21 protein-coding genes, 3 tRNA genes and 2 pseudogenes are annotated in these 19,581 nt (G+C 46.1%); 9 read left to right on the top strand and 17 right to left on the bottom strand.

From position 1 onward, the window contains the following. Positions 1-4 precede the first annotated feature (4 nt). Positions 5-2,389, bottom strand: coding sequence for a phosphoenolpyruvate synthase (ppsA, locus tag ACTHUM_RS02100; RefSeq protein ID WP_004520518.1), 2,385 nt, complete (start codon positions 2,387-2,389; stop codon positions 5-7). Positions 2,390-2,801: 412 nt separating this feature from the next. On the opposite strand from ppsA, the gene ppsR reads away from it, so the two are divergent. Continuing rightward, a complete protein-coding gene (gene ppsR, locus ACTHUM_RS02095) occupies positions 2,802-3,623 on the top strand; it encodes a posphoenolpyruvate synthetase regulatory kinase/phosphorylase PpsR (protein ID WP_004520520.1) in 822 nt (273 codons plus the stop codon). A gap of 55 nt (positions 3,624-3,678) precedes the next feature. Here the strand turns inward: ppsR and dcd are convergent, their stop codons facing one another. The 4 genes from dcd to ACTHUM_RS02075 form a co-directional block, all read right to left on the bottom strand. Further along, entirely contained in the window at positions 3,679-4,245 is a 567-nt protein-coding gene (gene dcd / locus ACTHUM_RS02090; RefSeq protein WP_003680541.1) for a dCTP deaminase, read from the bottom strand. A 126-nt stretch (positions 4,246-4,371) separates the two neighbouring features. Continuing rightward, a complete protein-coding gene (locus ACTHUM_RS02085; protein WP_004521094.1) occupies positions 4,372-4,803 on the bottom strand; it encodes a hypothetical protein in 432 nt (143 codons plus the stop codon). A gap of 22 nt (positions 4,804-4,825) precedes the next feature. After that, positions 4,826-5,608 carry an ADP-ribosylglycohydrolase family protein gene (locus ACTHUM_RS02080; protein ID WP_039862574.1) on the bottom strand — a complete coding sequence of 261 codons (783 nt, stop codon included), beginning with the start codon at positions 5,606-5,608 and terminating at the stop codon, positions 4,826-4,828. Between the two features lie 78 nt (positions 5,609-5,686). Continuing rightward, positions 5,687-6,586 carry a recombination-associated protein RdgC gene (locus ACTHUM_RS02075; RefSeq protein ID WP_004521096.1) on the bottom strand — a complete coding sequence of 300 codons (900 nt, stop codon included), beginning with the start codon at positions 6,584-6,586 and terminating at the stop codon, positions 5,687-5,689. A 133-nt stretch (positions 6,587-6,719) separates the two neighbouring features. Between ACTHUM_RS02075 and ACTHUM_RS02070 the strand changes: the two genes are divergently transcribed. Both ACTHUM_RS02070 and serS read left to right on the top strand, forming a co-directional pair. Then, positions 6,720-6,795: transfer RNA gene (locus tag ACTHUM_RS02070), tRNA-Glu, on the top strand. Positions 6,796-6,920: 125 nt separating this feature from the next. Further along, a complete protein-coding gene (gene serS, locus ACTHUM_RS02065) occupies positions 6,921-8,216 on the top strand; it encodes a serine--tRNA ligase (RefSeq protein ID WP_004521097.1) in 1,296 nt (431 codons plus the stop codon). Between the two features lie 65 nt (positions 8,217-8,281). Here the strand turns inward: serS and ACTHUM_RS02060 are convergent, their stop codons facing one another. From ACTHUM_RS02060 to ACTHUM_RS02050, 3 genes are all read right to left on the bottom strand, one after another. Then, a complete protein-coding gene (locus ACTHUM_RS02060) occupies positions 8,282-8,521 on the bottom strand; it encodes a putative hemolysin (RefSeq protein WP_004521099.1) in 240 nt (79 codons plus the stop codon). A 129-nt stretch (positions 8,522-8,650) separates the two neighbouring features. Next, positions 8,651-9,454, bottom strand: coding sequence for a basic amino acid ABC transporter substrate-binding protein (locus tag ACTHUM_RS02055; protein ID WP_004521100.1), 804 nt, complete (start codon positions 9,452-9,454; stop codon positions 8,651-8,653). A 76-nt stretch (positions 9,455-9,530) separates the two neighbouring features. Continuing rightward, a complete protein-coding gene (locus ACTHUM_RS02050) occupies positions 9,531-9,782 on the bottom strand; it encodes an NGO1151 family protein (protein ID WP_003680526.1) in 252 nt (83 codons plus the stop codon). A gap of 162 nt (positions 9,783-9,944) precedes the next feature. Here ACTHUM_RS02050 and ACTHUM_RS02045 point away from each other — a divergent pair, with 162 nt between their 5' ends. The 4 genes from ACTHUM_RS02045 to ACTHUM_RS02030 all read left to right on the top strand — a co-directional run bounded on the left by ACTHUM_RS02045 (position 9,945) and on the right by ACTHUM_RS02030 (position 13,037). Continuing rightward, positions 9,945-10,745 (top strand): hypothetical protein, encoded by an 801-nt coding sequence (locus tag ACTHUM_RS02045; RefSeq protein ID WP_004521101.1) that lies wholly within the window; start codon positions 9,945-9,947, stop codon positions 10,743-10,745. Between the two features lie 121 nt (positions 10,746-10,866). Continuing rightward, positions 10,867-11,427: a DUF3465 domain-containing protein gene (locus tag ACTHUM_RS02040; RefSeq protein WP_004521102.1), complete on the top strand. Its 561-nt coding sequence runs from the start codon at positions 10,867-10,869 to the stop codon at positions 11,425-11,427. A gap of 144 nt (positions 11,428-11,571) precedes the next feature. Next, positions 11,572-12,741, top strand: coding sequence for an O-succinylhomoserine sulfhydrylase (metZ, locus tag ACTHUM_RS02035; protein WP_004521103.1), 1,170 nt, complete (start codon positions 11,572-11,574; stop codon positions 12,739-12,741). An 89-nt stretch (positions 12,742-12,830) separates the two neighbouring features. Next, positions 12,831-13,037, top strand: a complete 207-nt coding sequence (locus ACTHUM_RS02030; protein ID WP_004521104.1) for a DUF2788 domain-containing protein — start codon at positions 12,831-12,833, stop codon at positions 13,035-13,037. Positions 13,038-13,104: 67 nt separating this feature from the next. On the opposite strand, the gene ACTHUM_RS02025 is transcribed toward ACTHUM_RS02030, so the two are convergent. Together ACTHUM_RS02025 and ACTHUM_RS02020 are read right to left on the bottom strand one after the other, a co-directional pair. Beyond that, positions 13,105-13,896: a Cof-type HAD-IIB family hydrolase gene (locus ACTHUM_RS02025; protein WP_004521105.1), complete on the bottom strand. Its 792-nt coding sequence runs from the start codon at positions 13,894-13,896 to the stop codon at positions 13,105-13,107. A gap of 198 nt (positions 13,897-14,094) precedes the next feature. After that, positions 14,095-15,486, bottom strand: a complete 1,392-nt coding sequence (locus ACTHUM_RS02020) for a 3'-5' exonuclease family protein (RefSeq protein WP_039862575.1) — start codon at positions 15,484-15,486, stop codon at positions 14,095-14,097. Positions 15,487-15,601: 115 nt separating this feature from the next. Here ACTHUM_RS02020 and ACTHUM_RS02015 point away from each other — a divergent pair. Continuing rightward, positions 15,602-15,678, top strand: a tRNA-Arg gene (locus tag ACTHUM_RS02015). Positions 15,679-15,690: 12 nt separating this feature from the next. After that, positions 15,691-15,765, top strand: a tRNA-Glu gene (locus tag ACTHUM_RS02010). Positions 15,766-15,975: 210 nt separating this feature from the next. Here the strand turns inward: ACTHUM_RS02010 and ACTHUM_RS02005 are convergent. The 7 genes and pseudogenes from ACTHUM_RS02005 to ACTHUM_RS01975 form a co-directional block, all read right to left on the bottom strand. Further along, complete coding sequence (locus tag ACTHUM_RS02005; protein ID WP_004521108.1) at positions 15,976-16,131, bottom strand: hypothetical protein; 156 nt, start codon at positions 16,129-16,131, stop codon at positions 15,976-15,978. A gap of 449 nt (positions 16,132-16,580) precedes the next feature. Beyond that, positions 16,581-16,709, bottom strand: a pseudogene (locus tag ACTHUM_RS02000) (colicin E3/pyocin S6 family cytotoxin); the annotation flags it as partial. 40 nt (positions 16,710-16,749) lie between these two features. Beyond that, positions 16,750-17,160: a tetratricopeptide repeat protein gene (locus ACTHUM_RS01995; protein WP_224783393.1), complete on the bottom strand. Its 411-nt coding sequence runs from the start codon at positions 17,158-17,160 to the stop codon at positions 16,750-16,752. Between the two features lie 18 nt (positions 17,161-17,178). Next, entirely contained in the window at positions 17,179-17,583 is a 405-nt protein-coding gene (locus tag ACTHUM_RS01990) for a hypothetical protein (protein WP_049343954.1), read from the bottom strand. 252 nt (positions 17,584-17,835) lie between these two features. Continuing rightward, positions 17,836-18,228 carry a hypothetical protein gene (locus ACTHUM_RS01985; protein WP_004521002.1) on the bottom strand — a complete coding sequence of 131 codons (393 nt, stop codon included), beginning with the start codon at positions 18,226-18,228 and terminating at the stop codon, positions 17,836-17,838. A 198-nt stretch (positions 18,229-18,426) separates the two neighbouring features. Continuing rightward, positions 18,427-19,167, bottom strand: a pseudogene (locus tag ACTHUM_RS01980) (RHS repeat domain-containing protein); the annotation flags it as partial. A gap of 83 nt (positions 19,168-19,250) precedes the next feature. After that, positions 19,251-19,581: hypothetical protein (locus ACTHUM_RS01975; RefSeq protein ID WP_440364647.1), on the bottom strand; the 331-nt coding region annotated here is incomplete at its 5' end.

Here is a 19,581-nt window from a genome sequence, read left to right as displayed (position 1 = left end):
GAACTTATTTGTTCAATTCGTTAGCCAGATACAGCCAAGTTTCAATCACGGTATCAGGGTTGAGCGATACGCTCTCGATACCTTCTTGAACCAGCCATTTGGCAAAGTCCGGATGGTCTGACGGGCCTTGACCGCAAATACCGACGTATTTGTTTTGTTTGCGGCAGGCAGAGATTGCCAAGTGCAACATCACTTTAACGGCAGGGTTGCGCTCGTCGAAGGAATCAGATACCAAACCGCTGTCACGGTCGAGGCCGAGGGTCAGCTGGGTCATGTCGTTAGAGCCGATGGAGAAACCGTCGAAGTATTGCAGGAATTGTTCTGCCAATACAGCGTTGCTTGGCAACTCGCACATCATGATCAGGCGCAGGCCGTTTTTGCCGCGTTCCAAACCGTTTTCTTTCAGGGCTTTGACAACAGCTTCGGCTTCACCCAAAGTGCGGACGAATGGAATCATGATTTCGACGTTGGTCAAACCCATTTCGTCACGGACGCGTTTCAAGGCTTTGCACTCGAGTGCGAAGCAGTCTTTGAAGCTGTCAGCAACATAACGCGCTGCACCACGGAAGCCCAACATTGGGTTTTCTTCGTGCGGTTCGTAGATGCTGCCACCTACCAAGTTAGCGTACTCGTTGGATTTGAAGTCAGACATACGGACGATGGTTTTGCGTGGATAAACCGAAGCAGCCAAAGTTGCCACACCTTCTGCGATTTTATCGACATAGAAGTCGACAGGAGAAGCGTAGCCAGCGATGCGGCGGGTAATTTCCGCTTTCAATTCGTCGTCTTGTTTGTCAAATTCCAACAAGGCTTTAGGATGGATACCGATTTGACGGTTGATGATGAATTCCATACGTGCCAAGCCGATGCCTTCGCTAGGCAGGTTGGCGAAGCTGAATGCCAATTCAGGGTTACCAACGTTCATCATCACTTTGACAGGGGCTTTAGGCATGTTGTCCAAAGCAACATCGGTAACTTGTACGTCCAGCAGGCCGGAGTAGATGAAGCCGGTATCGCCTTCGGCACAAGATACGGTAACTTCTTGGCCGTCTGAAAGCAGGTCGGTAGCATCGCCACAACCTACAACAGCCGGAATACCCAATTCACGCGCGATAATCGCTGCGTGGCAGGTACGGCCACCACGGTTGGTAACAATGGCAGAAGCACGTTTCATTACCGGTTCCCAATCCGGGTCGGTCATGTCGGTAACGAGTACGTCGCCTGCTTCAACGGAATCCATCTCTGAAGCATCTTTCACCAAGCGAACTTTACCTTGGCCAACTTTTTGACCGATAGCTCGGCCTTCGCACAAGACAACTTTTTCGCCGTTGATAGAGAAGCGGCGCAGGTTGCGGCTGCCGTCTTCTTGAGATTTTACAGTTTCAGGGCGTGCTTGCAGGATGTAGAGTTTGCCATCCAAACCATCGCGCCCCCATTCGATGTCCATTGGGCGGCCGTAGTGTTTTTCGATGGTCAGCGCGTAATGAGCCAACTCGGTTACTTCGGCGTCGGTAATGGAGAAGCGTTGACGGTCTTCTGCAGGTACATCAACGTTGGTTACAGATTTACCGGCTTCGGCTTTGTCGGTAAAAATCATTTTGATTTGTTTCGAACCCATGGTTTTGCGCAGGATAGCCGGTTTGCCTGCTTTCAAAGTAGGTTTGAATACATAGAATTCGTCAGGGTTTACCGCGCCTTGTACGACGTTTTCGCCCAGGCCGTAAGAAGAGGTAACGAAAACGACTTGGTCGTAACCGGATTCGGTATCGATGGTGAACATCACACCGGAGGCACCGCTGTCAGAGCGCACCATGCGTTGTACGCCGGCAGAAAGGGCAACGATGTCGTGTTCGAAGCCTTTGTGGACACGGTAAGAAATGGCACGGTCGTTGTACAGGGAAGCGAATACATGGTGCATCGCTTCTTTAACGTTATCCAAACCATTAATATTCAGGAAGGTTTCTTGTTGGCCGGCGAAAGAAGCGTCCGGCAAGTCTTCTGCTGTTGCAGAAGAACGTACGGCAACGGAGATGTCCGCACCGCCGGCATCGGCAACCATTTTGTTCCAAGCTGTTTCGATTTCAGCATCCAGTTGCTCAGGGAACGGGGTATCCAAAATCCATTGACGGATTTCTTTACCCACGCGTGCCAATTCAGCAACGTCTTCAACATCCAGTTGTTTCAGGGCTTCGGAAATACGCTCGCTCAGACCATTGTGAGCCAGGAAAGCACGATAAGCTTCGGCTGTGGTTGCAAAACCGCCGGGAACGCGCACGCCTTTTTCAGTCAGTTGGCTGATCATTTCGCCCAAAGAGGCATTTTTACCGCCCACTCGCTCAACGTCAGTCATACGCAGGTTTTCAAACCAAATAACGTAGTTTTCGGCCATTTGTGTGTCCAATCCAAAAAATGTTAAAAAAGAAACAAATCCGCCTGCTTATTGTAGCCATTCGTTTGATGGCTGTCATGTGTTTTATCTTTTTAAAAATCACAAATTCGTCTGTGATATTGTGCTTTTCAGGCGTGTAGCCTTCTGAAATGTGAATATCAGATTCATGTTTTTACGTGTTATCTTCTTGTTAAATATGGAAAACAAAATAAGTTAATAAATTTGATAAACAAGATTTATTTTGCAATTTTAGAATAAAATTCTACAAAATAGCAAAAAATAAAATTTTGTGCCAATTTAAAAATTGTTCAAATTTGTTGTAATCCTGTGTAATCTATCGGGAATCGCTTTATTGCAAAGGCTGTAACTGCTATGATTGCCGTCTGAAACGTTACCCTCAAGAGGATTCATTATGACTGATCCACGCCAAGTCTTCTATATTTCCGACCGAACCGGTCTGACCGCTGAAAATATCGGTGAAGCCTTGCTGAACCAATTTGGCAATGTTGAGTTCAAACGCCATACCTATCCGTTTATTGATACGCCTGAAAAAGCGCGTGCTGTTGTAGACAAAGTCAACCAGTCAGCTGAAAAATTCGGCGTGCGCCCGATTGCTTTTGTCAGTGTGGTCAATGACGAAATCCGTGAAATCATCAAGAAAGCTAATGCGTTCCATATTAATTTCTTTGAAACCTTTCTCGGTCTTTTGGAAAAGGAACTCAATACGGAGGCGGTTGCCGCCCAGCAGGGGCACCACAGTATCGGCAATACCCAACGCTATGATGCGCGTATGGAGGCGGTCAATTTTTCACTGAATCATGATGACGGCGTCAGCGATAAAAACCTGCAGGAAGCGGATGTGATTTTGATGGGCGTGTCCCGTTCGGGCAAAACGCCGACCTGTCTCTATCTGGCCCTGCAATACGGTATCCGCGCCGCAAACTATCCATTGATTCCCGATGATTTGGAATCGACCGATTTGCCGCGTATGGTCAAACCTTATAAAGACAAGCTGTTCGGCTTGACCATTCAGCCTGAACGCTTGCAGGCAATCCGTCAGGAACGCCGTCCTAATTCGACCTATGCCAAAATCGATACTTGCCGCAGCGAGATTGCTGATGCGCAAAATATGTTCAAACGCCACGGTGTACCGTTTACCAATACAACCGATAAATCAGTGGAAGAACTTGCCGTTCATATCTTGCAGGCTTGCAAGTTGAAACGCCGTTTCTAAATGAAATGATAAAAGGCCGTCTGAAATTTCAGACGGCCTTTTTTTATTTTGTGTATTAAGTCTTAGGCAGGGTAACACCGGTTTGTCCCATGTATTTGCCGTTGCGGTCTTTGTATGAAGTTTCGCAGACTTCATCGCTTTCAAAGAACAAGACTTGAGCCACGCCTTCGCCGGCATAGATTTTGGCAGGCAGGGGGGTGGTGTTGGAAAACTCAAGCGTAACGTAGCCTTCCCACTCTGGCTCGAACGGGGTAACGTTGACGATAATGCCGCAGCGAGCATAGGTGGATTTGCCCAAGCAGACGGTTAGGACGTTGCGCGGGATGCGGAAATATTCGACTGTGCGCGCCAAAGCAAAGGAGTTGGGCGGAATGATGCAGCAGTCGTCTTCGACTGTAACGAAGTTTTTCGGGTCGAAGTTTTTCGGGTCGACGATGGTGCTGTTGATATTGGTGAAGATTTTAAATTCATTAGCACAACGGATGTCGTAGCCGTAGCTGGATGTGCCGTAGGAAATGATGCGTTGGCCGTTGGCCTCTTTGATTTGGTTGGGCTCGAACGGCTCAATCATGCCGTGTTCTTCGGCCATGCGGCGTATCCATTTGTCGGATTTAATGCTCATGGTGGTTGTCCTGGGGTAAGGGTTGTTTGGAAATTCTTTAAAATCAACACAACAGCCTTATAGGCAGGCTTGTTCATTGATGTTTCAGACGGCCTAGAAGATGGATAAGGCCGTCTGAAAGGCTGTTTATTTGGTTTTGGAAGCAGATTTCTTAGGCAGTTTGACTTCTTTAATCATACCGTCTTCGCATTTCATGATGAAGACTGGTGTGCCGTTTTGGGAGGCGGTAAAGTTTCCGTGCGCCCTGCCTTTTTTGAACACGCCCTCCAGCGTCATATTGCGTAATTTGGCGCTGTTGGAGGAGAAAGGTTCGATAAAGGTTTCGCTGTTGCTGGAAACGGTATATACGCCTTTGCCGTCAAATTTGCCGTTTTTAAAGGCTCCGACATAGCTGCGGCCGTCTTGGCATTTCCATGTGCCTTTGCCGGATGGTTTGCCGTCTTTGCCGACATCGCCATCGTAAACGCAACCTTTTTCCTGATAAGGATTGATGGTTTCGGCAATGGCAGGCGAACCCAGCATGAAGGCGATAGGGAGTAGGGCGAGGTATTTCATCATTCATTCCTTTTTGCAGGCAGTTTCAGACGGCCTGATATTGGGATTCAAAAGTCAGCAGGGTTTCAGCAATACGGCGTGGCAATATGGCTAAAGCGTGTTCGCGCATGGATGCAGGGATACCATGGTAGGCTTCGGCAATACTGCCGGTAATGGCTGCTAAAGTATCGCTGTCTCCGCCCAGGGAAACTGCCAGTCGGATGGCGTGTTCAAAATCATCGCTTTCAAGAAAGGCGGTAACTGCTTGAGGTACGGTTTCTTGACAGCTTTCGTTGAAATGATAATGCGGCCGGATTTGGTCGCAACTTTGGCTCAAGTTATAGCCGAATTGTCGTGTAATGTCTTCTTTGATTTGCGCTTTGCCGATGCCGGTACGCGCCCAAAAGATGGCGGCGGCTACAGCTTGTGCACCTTTAATGCCTTCCGGATGGTTGTGCGTTACGGCGGCGGATTGTTCGGCAAAATGCAGGGTTTCTTCCAATGTGGCAAATGCCCAGCCAACGGCAGAAACACGCATGGCCGAGCCGTTGCCCCAGCTATTATAAGGTTCTGGATCTTTCCATTCTATCCATTGTGAAAAGCGGCCGCCATATGCGCCTTTAGGGTAGGGATATGCCCTACACCAGCCTTGTAAAATAGAGGCTAAATGATCGTTGCAGCCTTGTAAAACCCAATCGGCGATGGCAACAGTACAAATCGTGTCATCAGTAAAGTCGCTGTCGGGGCTGAAAATGTCAAAATCGATGTGACGGTAGTTGTCAAACTCAAATCTTGATCCGGCAATATCGCCAATGACTGCGCCCAACATCATGACATCCTTTCTGATACTTCTATTTATATTTCAGACGGCCTTTGATATTTCCCAATCAAAAGGCCGTCTGAAAAATTATTCTTGCCAGCCGCCCAAATAAGAAACCAGTTCTTCCAACATGGTGCTGATGGCTTCGGTCATCAGGATTTGCGAGGCAAAGGCGAGGCTGGCGGCATCGTCGCCGTTGCTTTCCGCTTCTTCTTGCAAAACGTCCAGATACTGGATGCGTTTGAGTGTAAAGTCTTGGGTAAGGATGAATGCGATTTGTTCTCGCCATACCAAGCCCAGCTGGGTAACAGTTTTGCCGTTTTTGACGTGTTGTACCACTTCATCGGCGGTCAGGTCTTGTTTGGAAACTTTGACGACCGGGACAACATCGCCTACGCCTTTGAGTTCGCAATCGCTGTCCAATTCAAAACCGCCTTCGCAATGGCCTTGCAGCAGCCAGCTGGTCATCAGGGAGGAGGGCGATTGTTTGGTGTTGGGCAGGGCTGCTTCAAGGCCGCCCAAGGCTTCGCGCAGTTTGGTCAGGATATTTTCCGCTTTGGCAGATGCGGCATTGTTGACCAAAAGATACCCGTGGCGCGTGTCGAAAATCACCTGTGTGCGGCTGCTGCGCGTAAAGGCACGGGGCAGCAGGTCGTCAGTAATCTGTTCTTTCAGTTCTTGTTTTTCCTTGCGGCCGACATTGCGCGCTTCGTTGTTTTGGATTTCCAAAACCTTTTCATCCAAAATATCACGGATGACGCCGGCAGGCAGGACTTTTTCTTCTTTTTTCAGGGCCACACGCCAAGTGTAATCGGCAGGGAAAACCAGCTCGGGCGAAAAGGAAACCGGCGTGGCAAAGCCTTCGCTAAACCAGTCCAAACCCTGACAATGGGCAAATTCGGATTGCGCCAATTTGTCGGCAAGGACTTCCAATTCGGGCAATTTGTCTTTGTTGAGCGGATAAAAACTGATTTGCTTAAACCACATGGCGAGTTTTCCTTTTTATTAAAACCGGCATTATACAGGGAAAATAACATACGGAAATCGGCAGCACCTTTAAAAATGCAGTAAAGGCGTTGACAGAAGAAAAGGCTTTCTGTATAGTTCGCGCTTCGGTTACGCGCCCATCGTCTAGAGGCCTAGGACACTGCCCTTTCACGGCGGCAACCGGGGTTCGAATCCCCGTGGGCGTGCCAAAATTCTTAAAAAACGCTCCTGCTTTTTTCAGGGGCGTTTTTTGTTTTCAGACGGCCTGTCGCTGTGAAAATATCTTTAAATTGGTTTACAATAATGCCATTCTGAATCTTAACGAGAGAAAACAATGTTAGACATCCAATTGCTCCGCAGCAATACCGCCGCAGTTGCAGAACGTTTGGCCGCACGCGGTTACGAGTTTGATACCGCGCGTTTCAACGCTTTGGAAGAGCAACGTAAAGCCGTTCAAGTGAAAACAGAAGAGTTGCAGGCTTCACGAAACAGTATTTCCAAACAAATCGGTGCGTTGAAAGGTCAAGGCAAACACGAAGAGGCTCAAGCTGCGATGGATCAGGTTACCCAAATCAAGGCGGATTTGGAGCAGGCTGCCGCTGATTTGGATGCCGTTCAGAAAGAATTGGATGCTTGGCTGCTGAGCATTCCGAACCTGCCGCACGAAAGTGTGCCTGTCGGTAAAGACGAAACTGAAAACGTTGAAGTCCGCAAAGTGGGCACGCCGCGCGAATTTGATTTTGAAATCAAAGACCATGTTGATTTGGGCGAGCCTTTGGGCTTGGATTTTGAAGGCGGTGCGAAACTGTCCGGCGCGCGCTTTACCGTCATGAAAGGTCAAATCGCCCGTCTGCATCGCGCTTTGGCTCAGTTCATGCTGGATACGCACACGCTGAAACACGGCTATACCGAACATTACACGCCTTACATTGTGGATGACCTGACCCTGCAAGGTACGGGTCAACTGCCTAAATTTGCAGAAGATTTGTTCCACGTTACCCGCGGCGGTGATGAGAGTAAGAAAACGCAATATCTGATTCCGACTGCTGAAGTAACGCTGACCAATACTGTTGCCGACAGCATCGTGGCCGGCAGTGATTTTCCGTTGAAATTAACTGCGCATTCCCCATGTTTCCGCTCCGAAGCGGGCGCATACGGTAAAGACGTGCGCGGCTTGATTCGCCAACACCAATTCGACAAAGTGGAAATGGTGCAAATCGTTCATCCGGAAAAATCATACGAAGCGCTGGAAGAAATGGTCGGCCACGCTGAAAATATTTTGAAAGCGTTGGAACTGCCATACCGCGTGATCACTTTGTGTACCGGCGACATGGGTTTCGGCGCAACTAAAACCTACGACTTGGAAGTTTGGGTTCCTGCGCAAAACACTTACCGCGAAATTTCCAGCTGTTCCAACTGCGAAGATTTCCAAGCTCGCCGCATGAAAGCGCGTTTCAAAGATGAAAACGGTAAAAACCGTTTGGTGCATACTTTGAACGGCTCAGGCTTGGCAGTCGGCCGTACTTTGGTGGCGGTATTGGAAAACCATCAAAATGCCGATGGCAGCATTAATGTTCCTGCTGCGTTGCAACCGTATATGGGCGGCGTGACCAAATTGGAAGTAAAATAATCGTTGTTTAAATAAAAAGGCCGTCTGAAACTTGGGTTCAGACGGCCTTTTCTATGATTGAGCAATTATTTGTTGTGTTGACGGAAATATTCCCATTCTTCGACAACGGTACCGTTAGGTAAGTGGCACACGCCGTATTCACCACCGTCTTTATCTTTTTTGATTTCGGATTTGCCACCTTGTTTGACGCAGAATTCAGAAGCAGGATTGGCCACGCCGACCTTAGGAGATTCTTGTTTTTCAGAAGCGGAGCAGGCGGCCAAAGCAGTGGCGGCAGCGAGGCTGAGGATAAGGGGTTTGATCATGACGTATCTTTCATTTGAAGGATAAAAACAAGTGGATTATAGGGGACGCTTGCGTTTAATTGAGTTAAACAGATTAAAGGCCGTCTGAAAAGTTTTCAGACGGCCTTTAGTTTAAGAAGTCATACCGGATTATTTGGCTGCTTCGGTTTTTTCGCCTTCTTTAGCAAAGTATTTGGCGTAAATTTTGTCGTATTCGCCGCTTTCGCGTACTTTTTTCAGCGCATCGTTCAACATTTTGATGGTTGCTTCGTCGCCTTTGCGTGCAGCGATACCGTAGTTTTCGATGGTGAAGTCAGGCAGGGAGATGAAATCCAAGCCTTTGGTCGGGTTGTTTTTCACATAGTTGGCAATGACTGCGCTGTCGCTGACTACGGAATCCAAACCGCCGTTTTCCAATTCTTTGATAATCAGGGGAACGCTTTCAAAGCGGGCGATTTTCGGATTGTCGTTGCCCAAGAGTTTGGAAACGGAGAAGTCGCCGGTGTAGCCGGTTACCACGCCGACTTTGGCCATGTTTTTCAGGTCTTCGGAAGAAGATACTTTTTTGCCTTTCGGAACGAGGACGACTTGGGTAATTTCAAAGTATGGGTCGCTGAAGAGCATGCTTTGTTTGCGGTCGTCAGTGATGGTTACGCCGGACATAACGATGTCCACGTCGCCGTTGTTCAGCGAAGGGAAGAGGCTTTCCCATGGCTGGTGTTTGAATTCGACTTTGAAGTTGCCGGCTTTGGCCATGGCATTCATCAAGTCAACGTCAAAACCTTCCACTTTGCCGGCAGAATCCAAAGATTCAAATGGGGCAAACTCGGCGTTAGAGCCGACACGGTACACTTTATCGGCAGGAGCAGAGGCATTGTTGCTTTGACCGCCGCAGGCAGTCAGGGCAAGGGCGGAACAAGCGAGGGCAGTGGCCAGCCATTTTTTCATGTTCATGATATGTGCTTTCTTAATAAAATGTTAACGGATAAAATCTTAGTTTAGCATAATTTTGTGAACAAACTAGCCGAAATCAGTGGTCTTTTTCTCGGAAAAATGCGTAGGTTACGTCATGGAAAAGGTCGGTGTGCGGGCTGTCTTCATAGCTCAATTCCGCCAACGCGTCTTCAAAGGCAAGCTGGATGGATTCTACGGCATCGTTGGCCATGTCAGAGGGCAGGGAGCGGATAAGGCCTTTGAGGGCGGTGGCGAGGACGTGGTTTTGCATACGCAAAGCGTCGTTGGCCTCTTCCAGATATTCGAGGCGTTGTTCGATGCTGCTCATGATGTATCCTTGAGTATTAAATAAAATAGTGATTATATAGCGAATTAATATTAAAATGTGACGCTTGCGCCGGCTTGCCGGATATGTCCAACCATCGGCCGTATTTCAAGTGATTTTAGGTTTGAATGCGGCTCACAATAAAAATGAAAAAACGAGATTATTATGGAAAACAACCGTCTTGACCCCACAGCCCTCGAGGAAGAAGATCTGAATTGGGAAAAACGCTTGGAAAGATTGCGTCAGGCACGACAATTCAATACTGCGCCGACTCATGCGCCATTGGTCAAAAAATCGGACGACGCTGTCGATGTTGCGCCCAAAACCGCGTCTAAAAAAGAATATAAATTAGATGCGGACAATCGTGAAAAAGTATTGGAAGAATATTTGTACCGCTGGCAGTTGGAACACAATACTGCCCTTGCAGACGATGGCGAAGCAGTGGAAACCGATGCGATGGTGGTTTTGCAGGACAACTGGTTGAGCGCGCAATCGGCATTGCAGGCCGCGGCTTCAGAGCGTCATATTGAATCCACCCGCACTGTCAGACTGAATCCGAAATCAGGTGCCGTAGATTTTGATGCGCCTGAAGTGGAAGAAACTGAAAAACCGGAAAATGATGATGCGCAAGCGGCTGAAGAGGCGGTTTCAGACGGCCTTGAAAAAGAACCGGCCATCAATGTCCATATCAATGTATTGAACCCGCAGGCGATTGGCCGTCGGGAAGTATTCTGTGTTTCTGAAAAGGATTTGACCGAGCGTCTGATTAAGCGTTTGCGTCCCCATGTGGCCGATGCGGTCAACGGCATGATTCGGATTGCCGTGCAAAAACAAATGGCCTTGTTCACTTACCAGTTGCAGCAAATGCTGAACGAGCAGGCGCCTGGCTTGGTGGAGGATGTATTGGAACACAACGTCAAACGTATTTTGGACGATATGAAGACTGAAATGAAATACCGCCGTTGAGTATCCTGGCCGTCTGAAAAGTTTCAGACGGCCTTTGGCGTAAAATTCCCTTAAAATTTTACGAAACGTGTATAATAGCGGCTCACGTTTTCGTGATAAATATCCTTTCTAAATAGTTGATATGCCCGATGCAGAATCGGGCATTTTTTTTGAGATTGTTATGAATAAAAATAAAATCATTGTATTGCTGATTGCTTTGGTTGCCGTATTTGCCTATAACAAAATGCAAAACAATCAGCCGGTACAATCGCAGAATCAGCAGAAAATAGAAGCTGTTCAAAAACAAAATAATGTGGGTAAAAAGAATGCCGATGCGGCTCAGCAGCAAATCGGTTCGGGCAAAGAATCAGCCGAAGCGGTTTTGAAACAGGCGTTTGAAAACGAGCAAAGCGATATTCAGGTTGAGGGCGAGGGCACGGTATGGAAAACCCTGCCGGATGACAACAAAGGCACGCGCCACCAACGCTTTATCTTGAAGCTCTCCAGCGGTCAGACGCTTTTGGTGGCACACAATATCGACCTTGCCGATAAGATTAAGGGTTTGAAAAAAGGCGATAAAGTAGCGTTTTACGGCGAATACGAATGGTCGGAGCAGGGCGGCGTTATCCATTGGACGCACCATGACCCGTCAGCCCGGCATACTGACGGCTGGTTGAAACACGACGGCCGCCTTTATCAGTAAAAACGGTTTTCCTGTTTTTTCAGACGGTCCGAAACACGGCCTTCGGCTTGAAAGATAGTAGAAATCGGCGCAAAATGTTAACAAGTTAAACAGACGGAAAAATATTGTTCCGTCCATTGGAATACACAGTAGATTGGAAAATAAATGAACAAAAAACTTCATCCGCAAACGCTGGCCATCCGGGGCGGCAAAGAGCAAACCGAATATCGCGAACACAATCAGGCGCTGTTTTTGACCAGCAGCTTCATGTGGGAAAGCGCGCAACATGCGGCAGATTTGTTTTCCAAAAAAATTAAAGGCTTTACCTATACCCGTACAGCCAATCCGACTACTGCCGCTTTTGAAAAACGCATTGCTGCATTGGAAGGCGCAGAGCGCGCGGTAGCCACTTCGACCGGTATGTCCGCGATTCAGGCAGCGTTTTTTACCTTCTTGCAAGCCGGTGATCATGTTATTTCCAGCCGCAGCCTGTTTGGTACAACTGTCGGTTTCATCAATAACATCGTTACCAAGTTCGGCATCGAAGTCAGCCATGTATCGCCGGTTGATGTGGATGAATGGAAAGCTGCCATCAAGCCCAATACCAAACTGTTTTTCTTGGAAACGCCGTCCAACCCTTTGGGCGAAGTTGCCGATTTGGAAGCTTTAGCTGAACTGGCACACCGCATCGGCGCGCTTTTGGTGGTGGACAACAGTCTCTTGTCGCCAGCCGGTTCGCAACCTTTGAAACACGGTGCGGATATTTCCGTGTCTTCCGCAACCAAAGCCATTGATGGCCACGGCCGCGTGATGGGTGGCGTGTTGGCCGGTTCGGATGAATTGATGACGCAAGTAGCCATGTATTGCAACTCTTGCGGTTTGGCGATGTCTCCGTTTAACGCATGGCAGCTGTTGAGCGGCGTGGAAACCTTGTCGCTGCGTATGGAAAAACAATACGACAATGCGCTGAAAATTGCACAATGGTTGAAAGAGCAGCTGCAAGTCCAAGCTGTGTACTACACCGGTTTGCCCGACCATCCGCAAGCCGAACTGATCCGCAAACAGCAAAATGGCGGCGGTATTGTGGTAGGTTTTGAAGTCGCAGACCAAGAAACGGCATGGAAAATCGTGGACGGCGTAGAGCTCTTTTCCCGTACTGCCAACCTCGGCGATGTGCGCTCGACCATCACCCATCCGTGGACAACCACGCACGGCCGGATGCAGCCTGAAGAAAAACTCGCCGCGAATATCCGCCCGGGCTTGATCCGCCTCTCTGTCGGTTTGGAACACATCGACGATTTGATTGATGATTTGCAACAAGCATTGAACAAATAATCTAAAAACAAATTTCAGACGGCCTTAAATTTTAATAGGCCGTCTGAAAGCAATTAAACACACATCTTAAGAATAAAAGGAAAAAAATAATGTCTGAAGCAGAATTCGCCTCATGGGCAATGAAAATCCTACTGAGTGGCCTGATTATCTTTTTGGGCTTTATCGTTTGGAACTTGGGTAAAGAATCCAAAGCCGGCAAATTCGGCATTGCCATGCTCTTCTTGGTTTTGGGCTTGGGTGTGTTTGGGTTCGTATTTAAAGAATTGCTGATTAGCTTTTTGGTATTGCCGAAGTAGGCAGGAAGTTTATTGATAGAACAAGGCCGTCTGAAAAAATGTTCAGACGGCCTTTTGATTTGATGTTTTAAATTACGCCCAATTCTTGCAAGCCGCGCAAGACGCCGTCTTCATCAACACTTGGGCAGACGAATTGTGCGGCAGATTTGGCAGCGTCTTCGCCATTGCCCATGGCAACACCAAAGCCGACGGTTGACAGCATTTCCAAGTCGTTGAAGCTGTCGCCGAATGCCATCACTTTGTTCATATCAATCCCCAGTTTTTCCACTGCGTGGGCGATGCCCCGTGCTTTTGAACCTTCTTTGCGCAGCAGGTCCACAGCATATTCATGCCAGCGGACGGATTTGAAGCCGTGTTGCTGGGTTAGCGGTTGCAGGATTTTTTCTTCTTCCTTATCCACAAAGACCAACATTTGATAAACAGGTTGTTTGCGGAAATATTCTTTGTCAGTCAGGAAGTTGGGCAGGATATGCGATAAGCCTTCGACAACGCGTGGCGAATGGGAGGAAACGGCAATTTCTTGGTTGTTGACAAAGGCGTAGTCTATTTTGTGTTGTTCAAGCAGGTTGATGGCGGTTTCGATGTCGGCAATGTCCAAGGGGTAGCTTTGCAGAGGTTCGCCGCGAAAGGAAATATATTGGCCGTTGATGGTAACGAGCATGTCGATACCGCATTCTTGAATCAAGGCTTTGACTTTGGCGGGAATGGCGGCTTTCGGACGGCCGGTGGCAATGGCAGTTAAAATGCCTTTGGCTTTCAATGCGCGCATGGCTTGGGCAACCGAAGGACGCAGGGTATCCGTGTATTTGCGGTAGAGGGTGTCGTCGATGTCAAAGAAGATGATTTCAGGATTGTTCATGGTTTACTCATCGGGCTGGGTATACACAGCTTTCATTGAAAATTGTGTGAACAGCTTGTGTATAAATTGGTTTAGTATTTGATTGCTATTATAAAAATAAGTTCTGATTAAAATTTAGGCAGAGTTTTATTTTGAGAATAAAGCGGAAAGTTATTCACAATAGGCCGTCTGAAAATTTGGTTTTCAGACGGCCTTGTTTTAAGCAATCAAACGGATATTTTCTTTGTCTTGTCTGAATTTGTTTTTAATCACGAGAGGCAGGCTGCTGTCGAAATACCAGCTTCCATCAGGCAATGCCAACGCGCCGCCGGCGCAGAGCAGGGTAATGCTGTTTCCGGTCAGGGGGTCGGTTTCGGTAATTTCAATTTCGTGCGCTTTGCCCCAATCAGTTACGGGGAGTAGGGCAGCAAGCTCGGTAATGCGTTGGTTTTGATGTTTGATGCCGTTTGGCTGGCGGCAGTTGCCATTGCATTTTCCGACAGCCTCAACAGGGCAGGGTTCGCCCTTTGCGTAGCCGGTCGGCAAAATATTGAGCGAATCTGGGCAGAGTCTGTGTTCTTGCGACCATTGCGTCAAAGCGCGTTTGGCTGCTTTTTTGTGGGCAAACAAACCGTAAGGACGCCAGTTTCTGGTGCCGCTGTTTAACAAGACAATGCGTGCTTGAAGGCCGCCGTGTTCGTCAGCGATAAAGCGGACGGTAGAAAACGATGTGGACTTTTCAGACGGCATCAGTTGGTATTCCTGCATAGTCTGGGCTTTGAGCCATAATGTATGGAGCTGCCCGACTGCCGGAATAAAACGGATGGAGGCTGCGGCTTTGATGTGCGGCGGCAGTTTTTTGCTGTGCAGCAGGGTAGCGGTTTCACTGTATGTGCGTTCATGTGCTTCAATGGCTTGGGCTTTGCCGAAATAGTCAAACCAAACCAATACGCCGTAACTGTCGGGCAGGGCATAGAGCTGTTGGGCAAGCGAATCAGGCAGCCAAGTGGGCAACATTTTCGGATTCATCAATACACGGACGTGTTCGTCCCATTGTTGATGATTTTTTTCTGTCAGACTTAATTCGAGATAATCACACAATGCGGCCACATCGGTCATGGCGCGGTGGCGGTTGGTCGTCTGAATGCCGGTGCGTTCGATAATGCTGTCGAGGCTGTGTTTGTAAAACTCAGGATACAGGCGGCGCGACAGTTGAACCGTACAGAGCGAGGGAGCGGCAAAGTCAGTATGGATACGGGCAAACTCGTGGCGCAGGAAGGTGTAGTCAAAGCGGCTGTTGTGGGCAACAACCACTGCACCTTGCAGCAGCGGCAACAAATCGCCTGCAATATCGGCAAAGACAGGCGCGTTTTTTACCGTTTCATCATGAATTCCGGTCAGCCTGGCAACAAATTCGGGAATGCTGCGGCAAGGATTGACCAATTGCTCGTAATGTGAGGCGCGTCCTTGCTCAAAGCGAACAAGGGCGACTTCCGTTATCCTGTCTTGATAGAAATTTCCACCGGTCGTCTCCAAATCCACCACGACCACAGGCCGTCCCAAACGGGAAAATGCTTCGGATAAGAGCGGCCAGCGTGCGAAATCTGACATTTTATTCTCTGTAAATTCAATAGCAAATGCGCATTTTACACGCTGTCTGCAAGTTTTCCAAATAAAACGCTTGACAATAAATAGCCCTCTCTTTATAATTCGAATCTTTCTTGATGCACCCGTAGCTCAGTTGGATAGAGTATCTGGCTACGAACCAGAGGGTCGGGCGTTCGAATCGCTCCGGGTGCGCCACAGAAAATCTCCGCGCCCATCGTCTAGCGGTTAGGACATCGCCCTTTCACGGCGGTAACCGGGGTTCGATTCCCCGTGGGCGTGCCAGTTACTTTAAAATAAGCCATCACTAAAGAATAGTGATGGCTTATTTTTTTACATTTATTTTTACATTTATAAGTTTATAGTTATTTAATTTTTTAAATAGCTTTCTTAGTTGTTCAGACGTCCTTTGCCTATCCTTCTACCCAAAGCATCGTAGGTGTAGGCCCAAGTCTCTTTTGTGCCGTCTTTTTTGAAGATTCCGGCTTTGACCAGTTAGTCATGCAGATCGCAGAAGTAGTTCTGTACTTCGCCGTCGGCCAGTTCACGGTGGATCAGGTTGCCGAAGTGGTCGTAGTAATAGTTGCTGCCGTTGTATTCTTTAAGGGGGTTGTCCGGTATATGAGGGACGATTTGTTGAATTAGGTTCAATTTTTTGGGGAAAGATAGATTGACCCATTAGGGCTTGCCTCTATTCCAGTACTATCTTCTCTTTCTGGTTTTCAGGTGCCGAAAGAGTCAAGCTACTGGTGTAAATTCACGATTAGACAACTGCAGAAGAAAGCAGCCAACAGACACACTACCTCCTCTGTAATCAAATTGGTATCCCAAGAGGGATGACCGACTGTGAAGATAACCTCTGGTTTGGGAATTATTACGACTGGGGCAAACTAAAAAGAGAAATGGATATATCTGGAACTGCTCGCTAACCATTTCGATTATGCATTACAACTTTTTCAGGTATTATGAGCTATGGCATTAAGGTTGTCTTAAAACATTCCTTCCAGACAAACTTAATGCTCTGTTAAGATATTATCTTCACATTATTGGGTAAATAATATCTTCTTAACAGGGCAAAAAATAGTCATAATTTTTTGTGTCTAATTTCTTAAATAAGTAAGATTAATTTTTGAAACTTTATTTGATATCAAATATTCTCCATGGAATGAGTCCTGTTCGATAATGTGCCCCTTAGGAAGTTTCCAACATTTTCTTAATCCTCCTCCAGAAGTTTTAGGTTTGTAACGATAGTCCGCTAAATCTTATTAATTAATTGATATTTATCAATATTTTTAATTCGTCTGGTAGTTTGGCACCATTTATATATGCCTTTTTAGCCCAAAATATGGCTTTTTCTTTATTGCCTTGTGTGAAAAATAAATCGGCTAAATTGGATTGGGCAATTGGATGTCCATTTTTTGCCGCTATCTCTAGCCATTTAAATTCCAAATCTTGATCTAAAGATACAAACATATGGTATTGATATAATTTGAATGCTGAGTTTTTATCTCCATTAGTGGCGTTCTTTTCGAGAATTTGAATTTCTTCATCTGGAATCCAATAAGTACTACCTGTTGATATGAAGTCAGTCATTTTCTCATTTCTTTCCGGATGTTGTTTACATGATATTAAAGGGGTTAATAACAAAAATAAAATTAAGAAATTTTTCAGTATTTCCATAGTTAGCATGTTCCTTACTTATTTTTTACTTTGAGGAGTAAAGCTTCTCATGGTGCCTGGTTTGCTTGTATCTTGCGAGCGATCAGCCTTCATTCCCATCGGTGTTAATTCCCCGTTACTTGAAAACCAAAGATATTCATTTGGTGCTTTAACTGTAGTATTTAATTCATTAGCAAGTTGTTGTCCAAGAGGGTTTGCTCCTTTTCCTGTATTACAGGATAAAATCTCAACCGTCATACCTGATTTATAGTTAGGATTTTTTTTAATTCTCGCTGCTAATTTTTTAGCATCTAATCTTTCACCTGTAGCTCCATCTACCATCAATGAAGGATTACCATGCCCTCCTACTTGGAAAGTATTCGGTTTATTGGCAACTTTATGAGCGTAAGAGTGTATGTCTTCATTACTTAGGAATAAATTCATATCAACTCCAGCTAAACCTAACCAATCGACCCATACTTGGGTATTAGGTGCAAATTGATAAAGATTATCCCCCCATCAACCCTATCGGATAGCGACGACGCCATCGCTTAATTAAAAATCCTGCCTTAAGATCGGCAGGATTTGAAAATAGCTTTCACATTATGAAATAAAACAGCACTTCATTTTTCTCAAAAAATCGTCTTATTTATCTCGGCACGCTTCAGTTTACAGCATATTCTTGAGATATATTTGTTAATATAAAGTTAAATTCTTTTCTGTGCTTTTATATATATCTGTATAGAAATAAATTCTATTACCTTTTATCTCTTTCAGATAAACCAAGTCTTCGATACCCCCAATATACTCAATTGATAAATCATCTAAATTTAATGTTGCAAGCCTAAATCCAACAACGCAAAATCGTCTAATGAAAACTGGAATATATATTTTTCTATTGAAATACAACAAAGGCCCTCCAAACCCCTGTTCTTTAATAATAACTTGACCGTTAATGGATAGACTCCCAACTAAGGGAGAACCTTGATTTACTTCCATCAAATCAAGGTAGCTGACTTCCCATTTGTCAAACAAAAATTTTTCTTGAAAGTCTAAAGGAGTTTCATTCAAAATTTTTAACTTAGGCATTTCTAACACTTTCCCTTTCTTTTAATTTTTTATGAATTTGTTAGTTCCTATACGTAGCCCCCAAAAATCTCCACGACTTGAATTAAGATGCAAATCTCCAAATCTCTGTACAGGTATGTTAAATGGTGCCTTAACAGTAAATCCTTTAAACAAAAATCCATCAGAAGTTGTAATTTTAAGTTTCTCAAAAATACTTGCTAAACCTAAAACATCAATCCAAGCACTAGAATTTGGTGCAAACCAATAAAAATTATCCCCGCCCCACAACCTAATCGGGTCCTGATTGATAAATCGACCCGCATCAGGCTCATAGTACCTGAAGAAGTTGTAATGCAGCCCTGTCTCACGGTCAGCGTACTGGTTTTGCAATCGGAAGGGTTGGTATGCGTTATACGTTACCTTGGTTTCCTCTTTCAGACGGCCCCAACCGGTGTAGTTGCCAAACCAAACCAGGTTGCCGTCTTTATCGGTCATCTCTCTCGGGATGCCGATTTGGTCGCAGTGAAAGTAGTGGATTTCCTGTTTGCTTTCGCCGTCTTCGTTGGTCCAGTTGCGTACCTGTGCCAAAGGTTCATAGCTGTCGGGATCGGTGTAGATATAGGTATACCTGCCGTCCGGGTGGATTTCTTGCAAGAGGTGGCTGCCGTCCCAAACGAATCCGGTTTCCTCTTTCAGGCCGTCTGAAACTTCTTCGTTTTTCAGACGGCCTTTGCCTATCCTTCTGCCCAAGGCGTCGTAGGTGTAGGCCCAAGTCTCTTTCGTGCCGTCTTTTTTGAAGATTTCCGCTTTAACCAGTTGGTCGTGCAGATCGTAGAAATAGTTCTGCACTTCGCCGTCCGGCAGTTTGCGGTGGATCAGGTTGCCGGTATAGTCGTAGCCGTAGCAAAGGCTGACGACGGTGACTGTTTCTCCATTGGTTAGGCCGTCTGAAAGAATTTCAGACGGCCTTTTAAATTGTAAGAACAAAACCCGCGTGCATGCCTTTGGGCACACATACTACGTGCGGGCTACGGCTTGCTATTTTATCTAGGGTAGCTCAAAAATTTTATGAAATCATTTATTTCATCTTCATTAAAGCCATTTTCAAGATATTCTTTCTCATAAAAAATAAAATCTAATAAATATTTTCTTGAATAATCATCTAAATTATTTTTAATTTTCTCAACTTGCATAAAAAATTTATTGGGTTCTATTAATTTTGTTATTAGTACATTTAACTCAAAATCACAATTTTTGCTTAAAATATTTAGATTTTGAAAAATCAAATCAGCAATTTCCTGTTTTTGTAGGTCATTAAAGTTGAGTATAGATATTGCTCTCAGAAAATCAGAGATGCTTTGAACTACTATAAAT

The organism is Neisseria sp. P0021.S006, from assembly GCF_051956895.1.
Note: the sequence above shows the minus strand (reverse complement) of the source record. Positions and strands in the feature narration are given on the sequence as shown.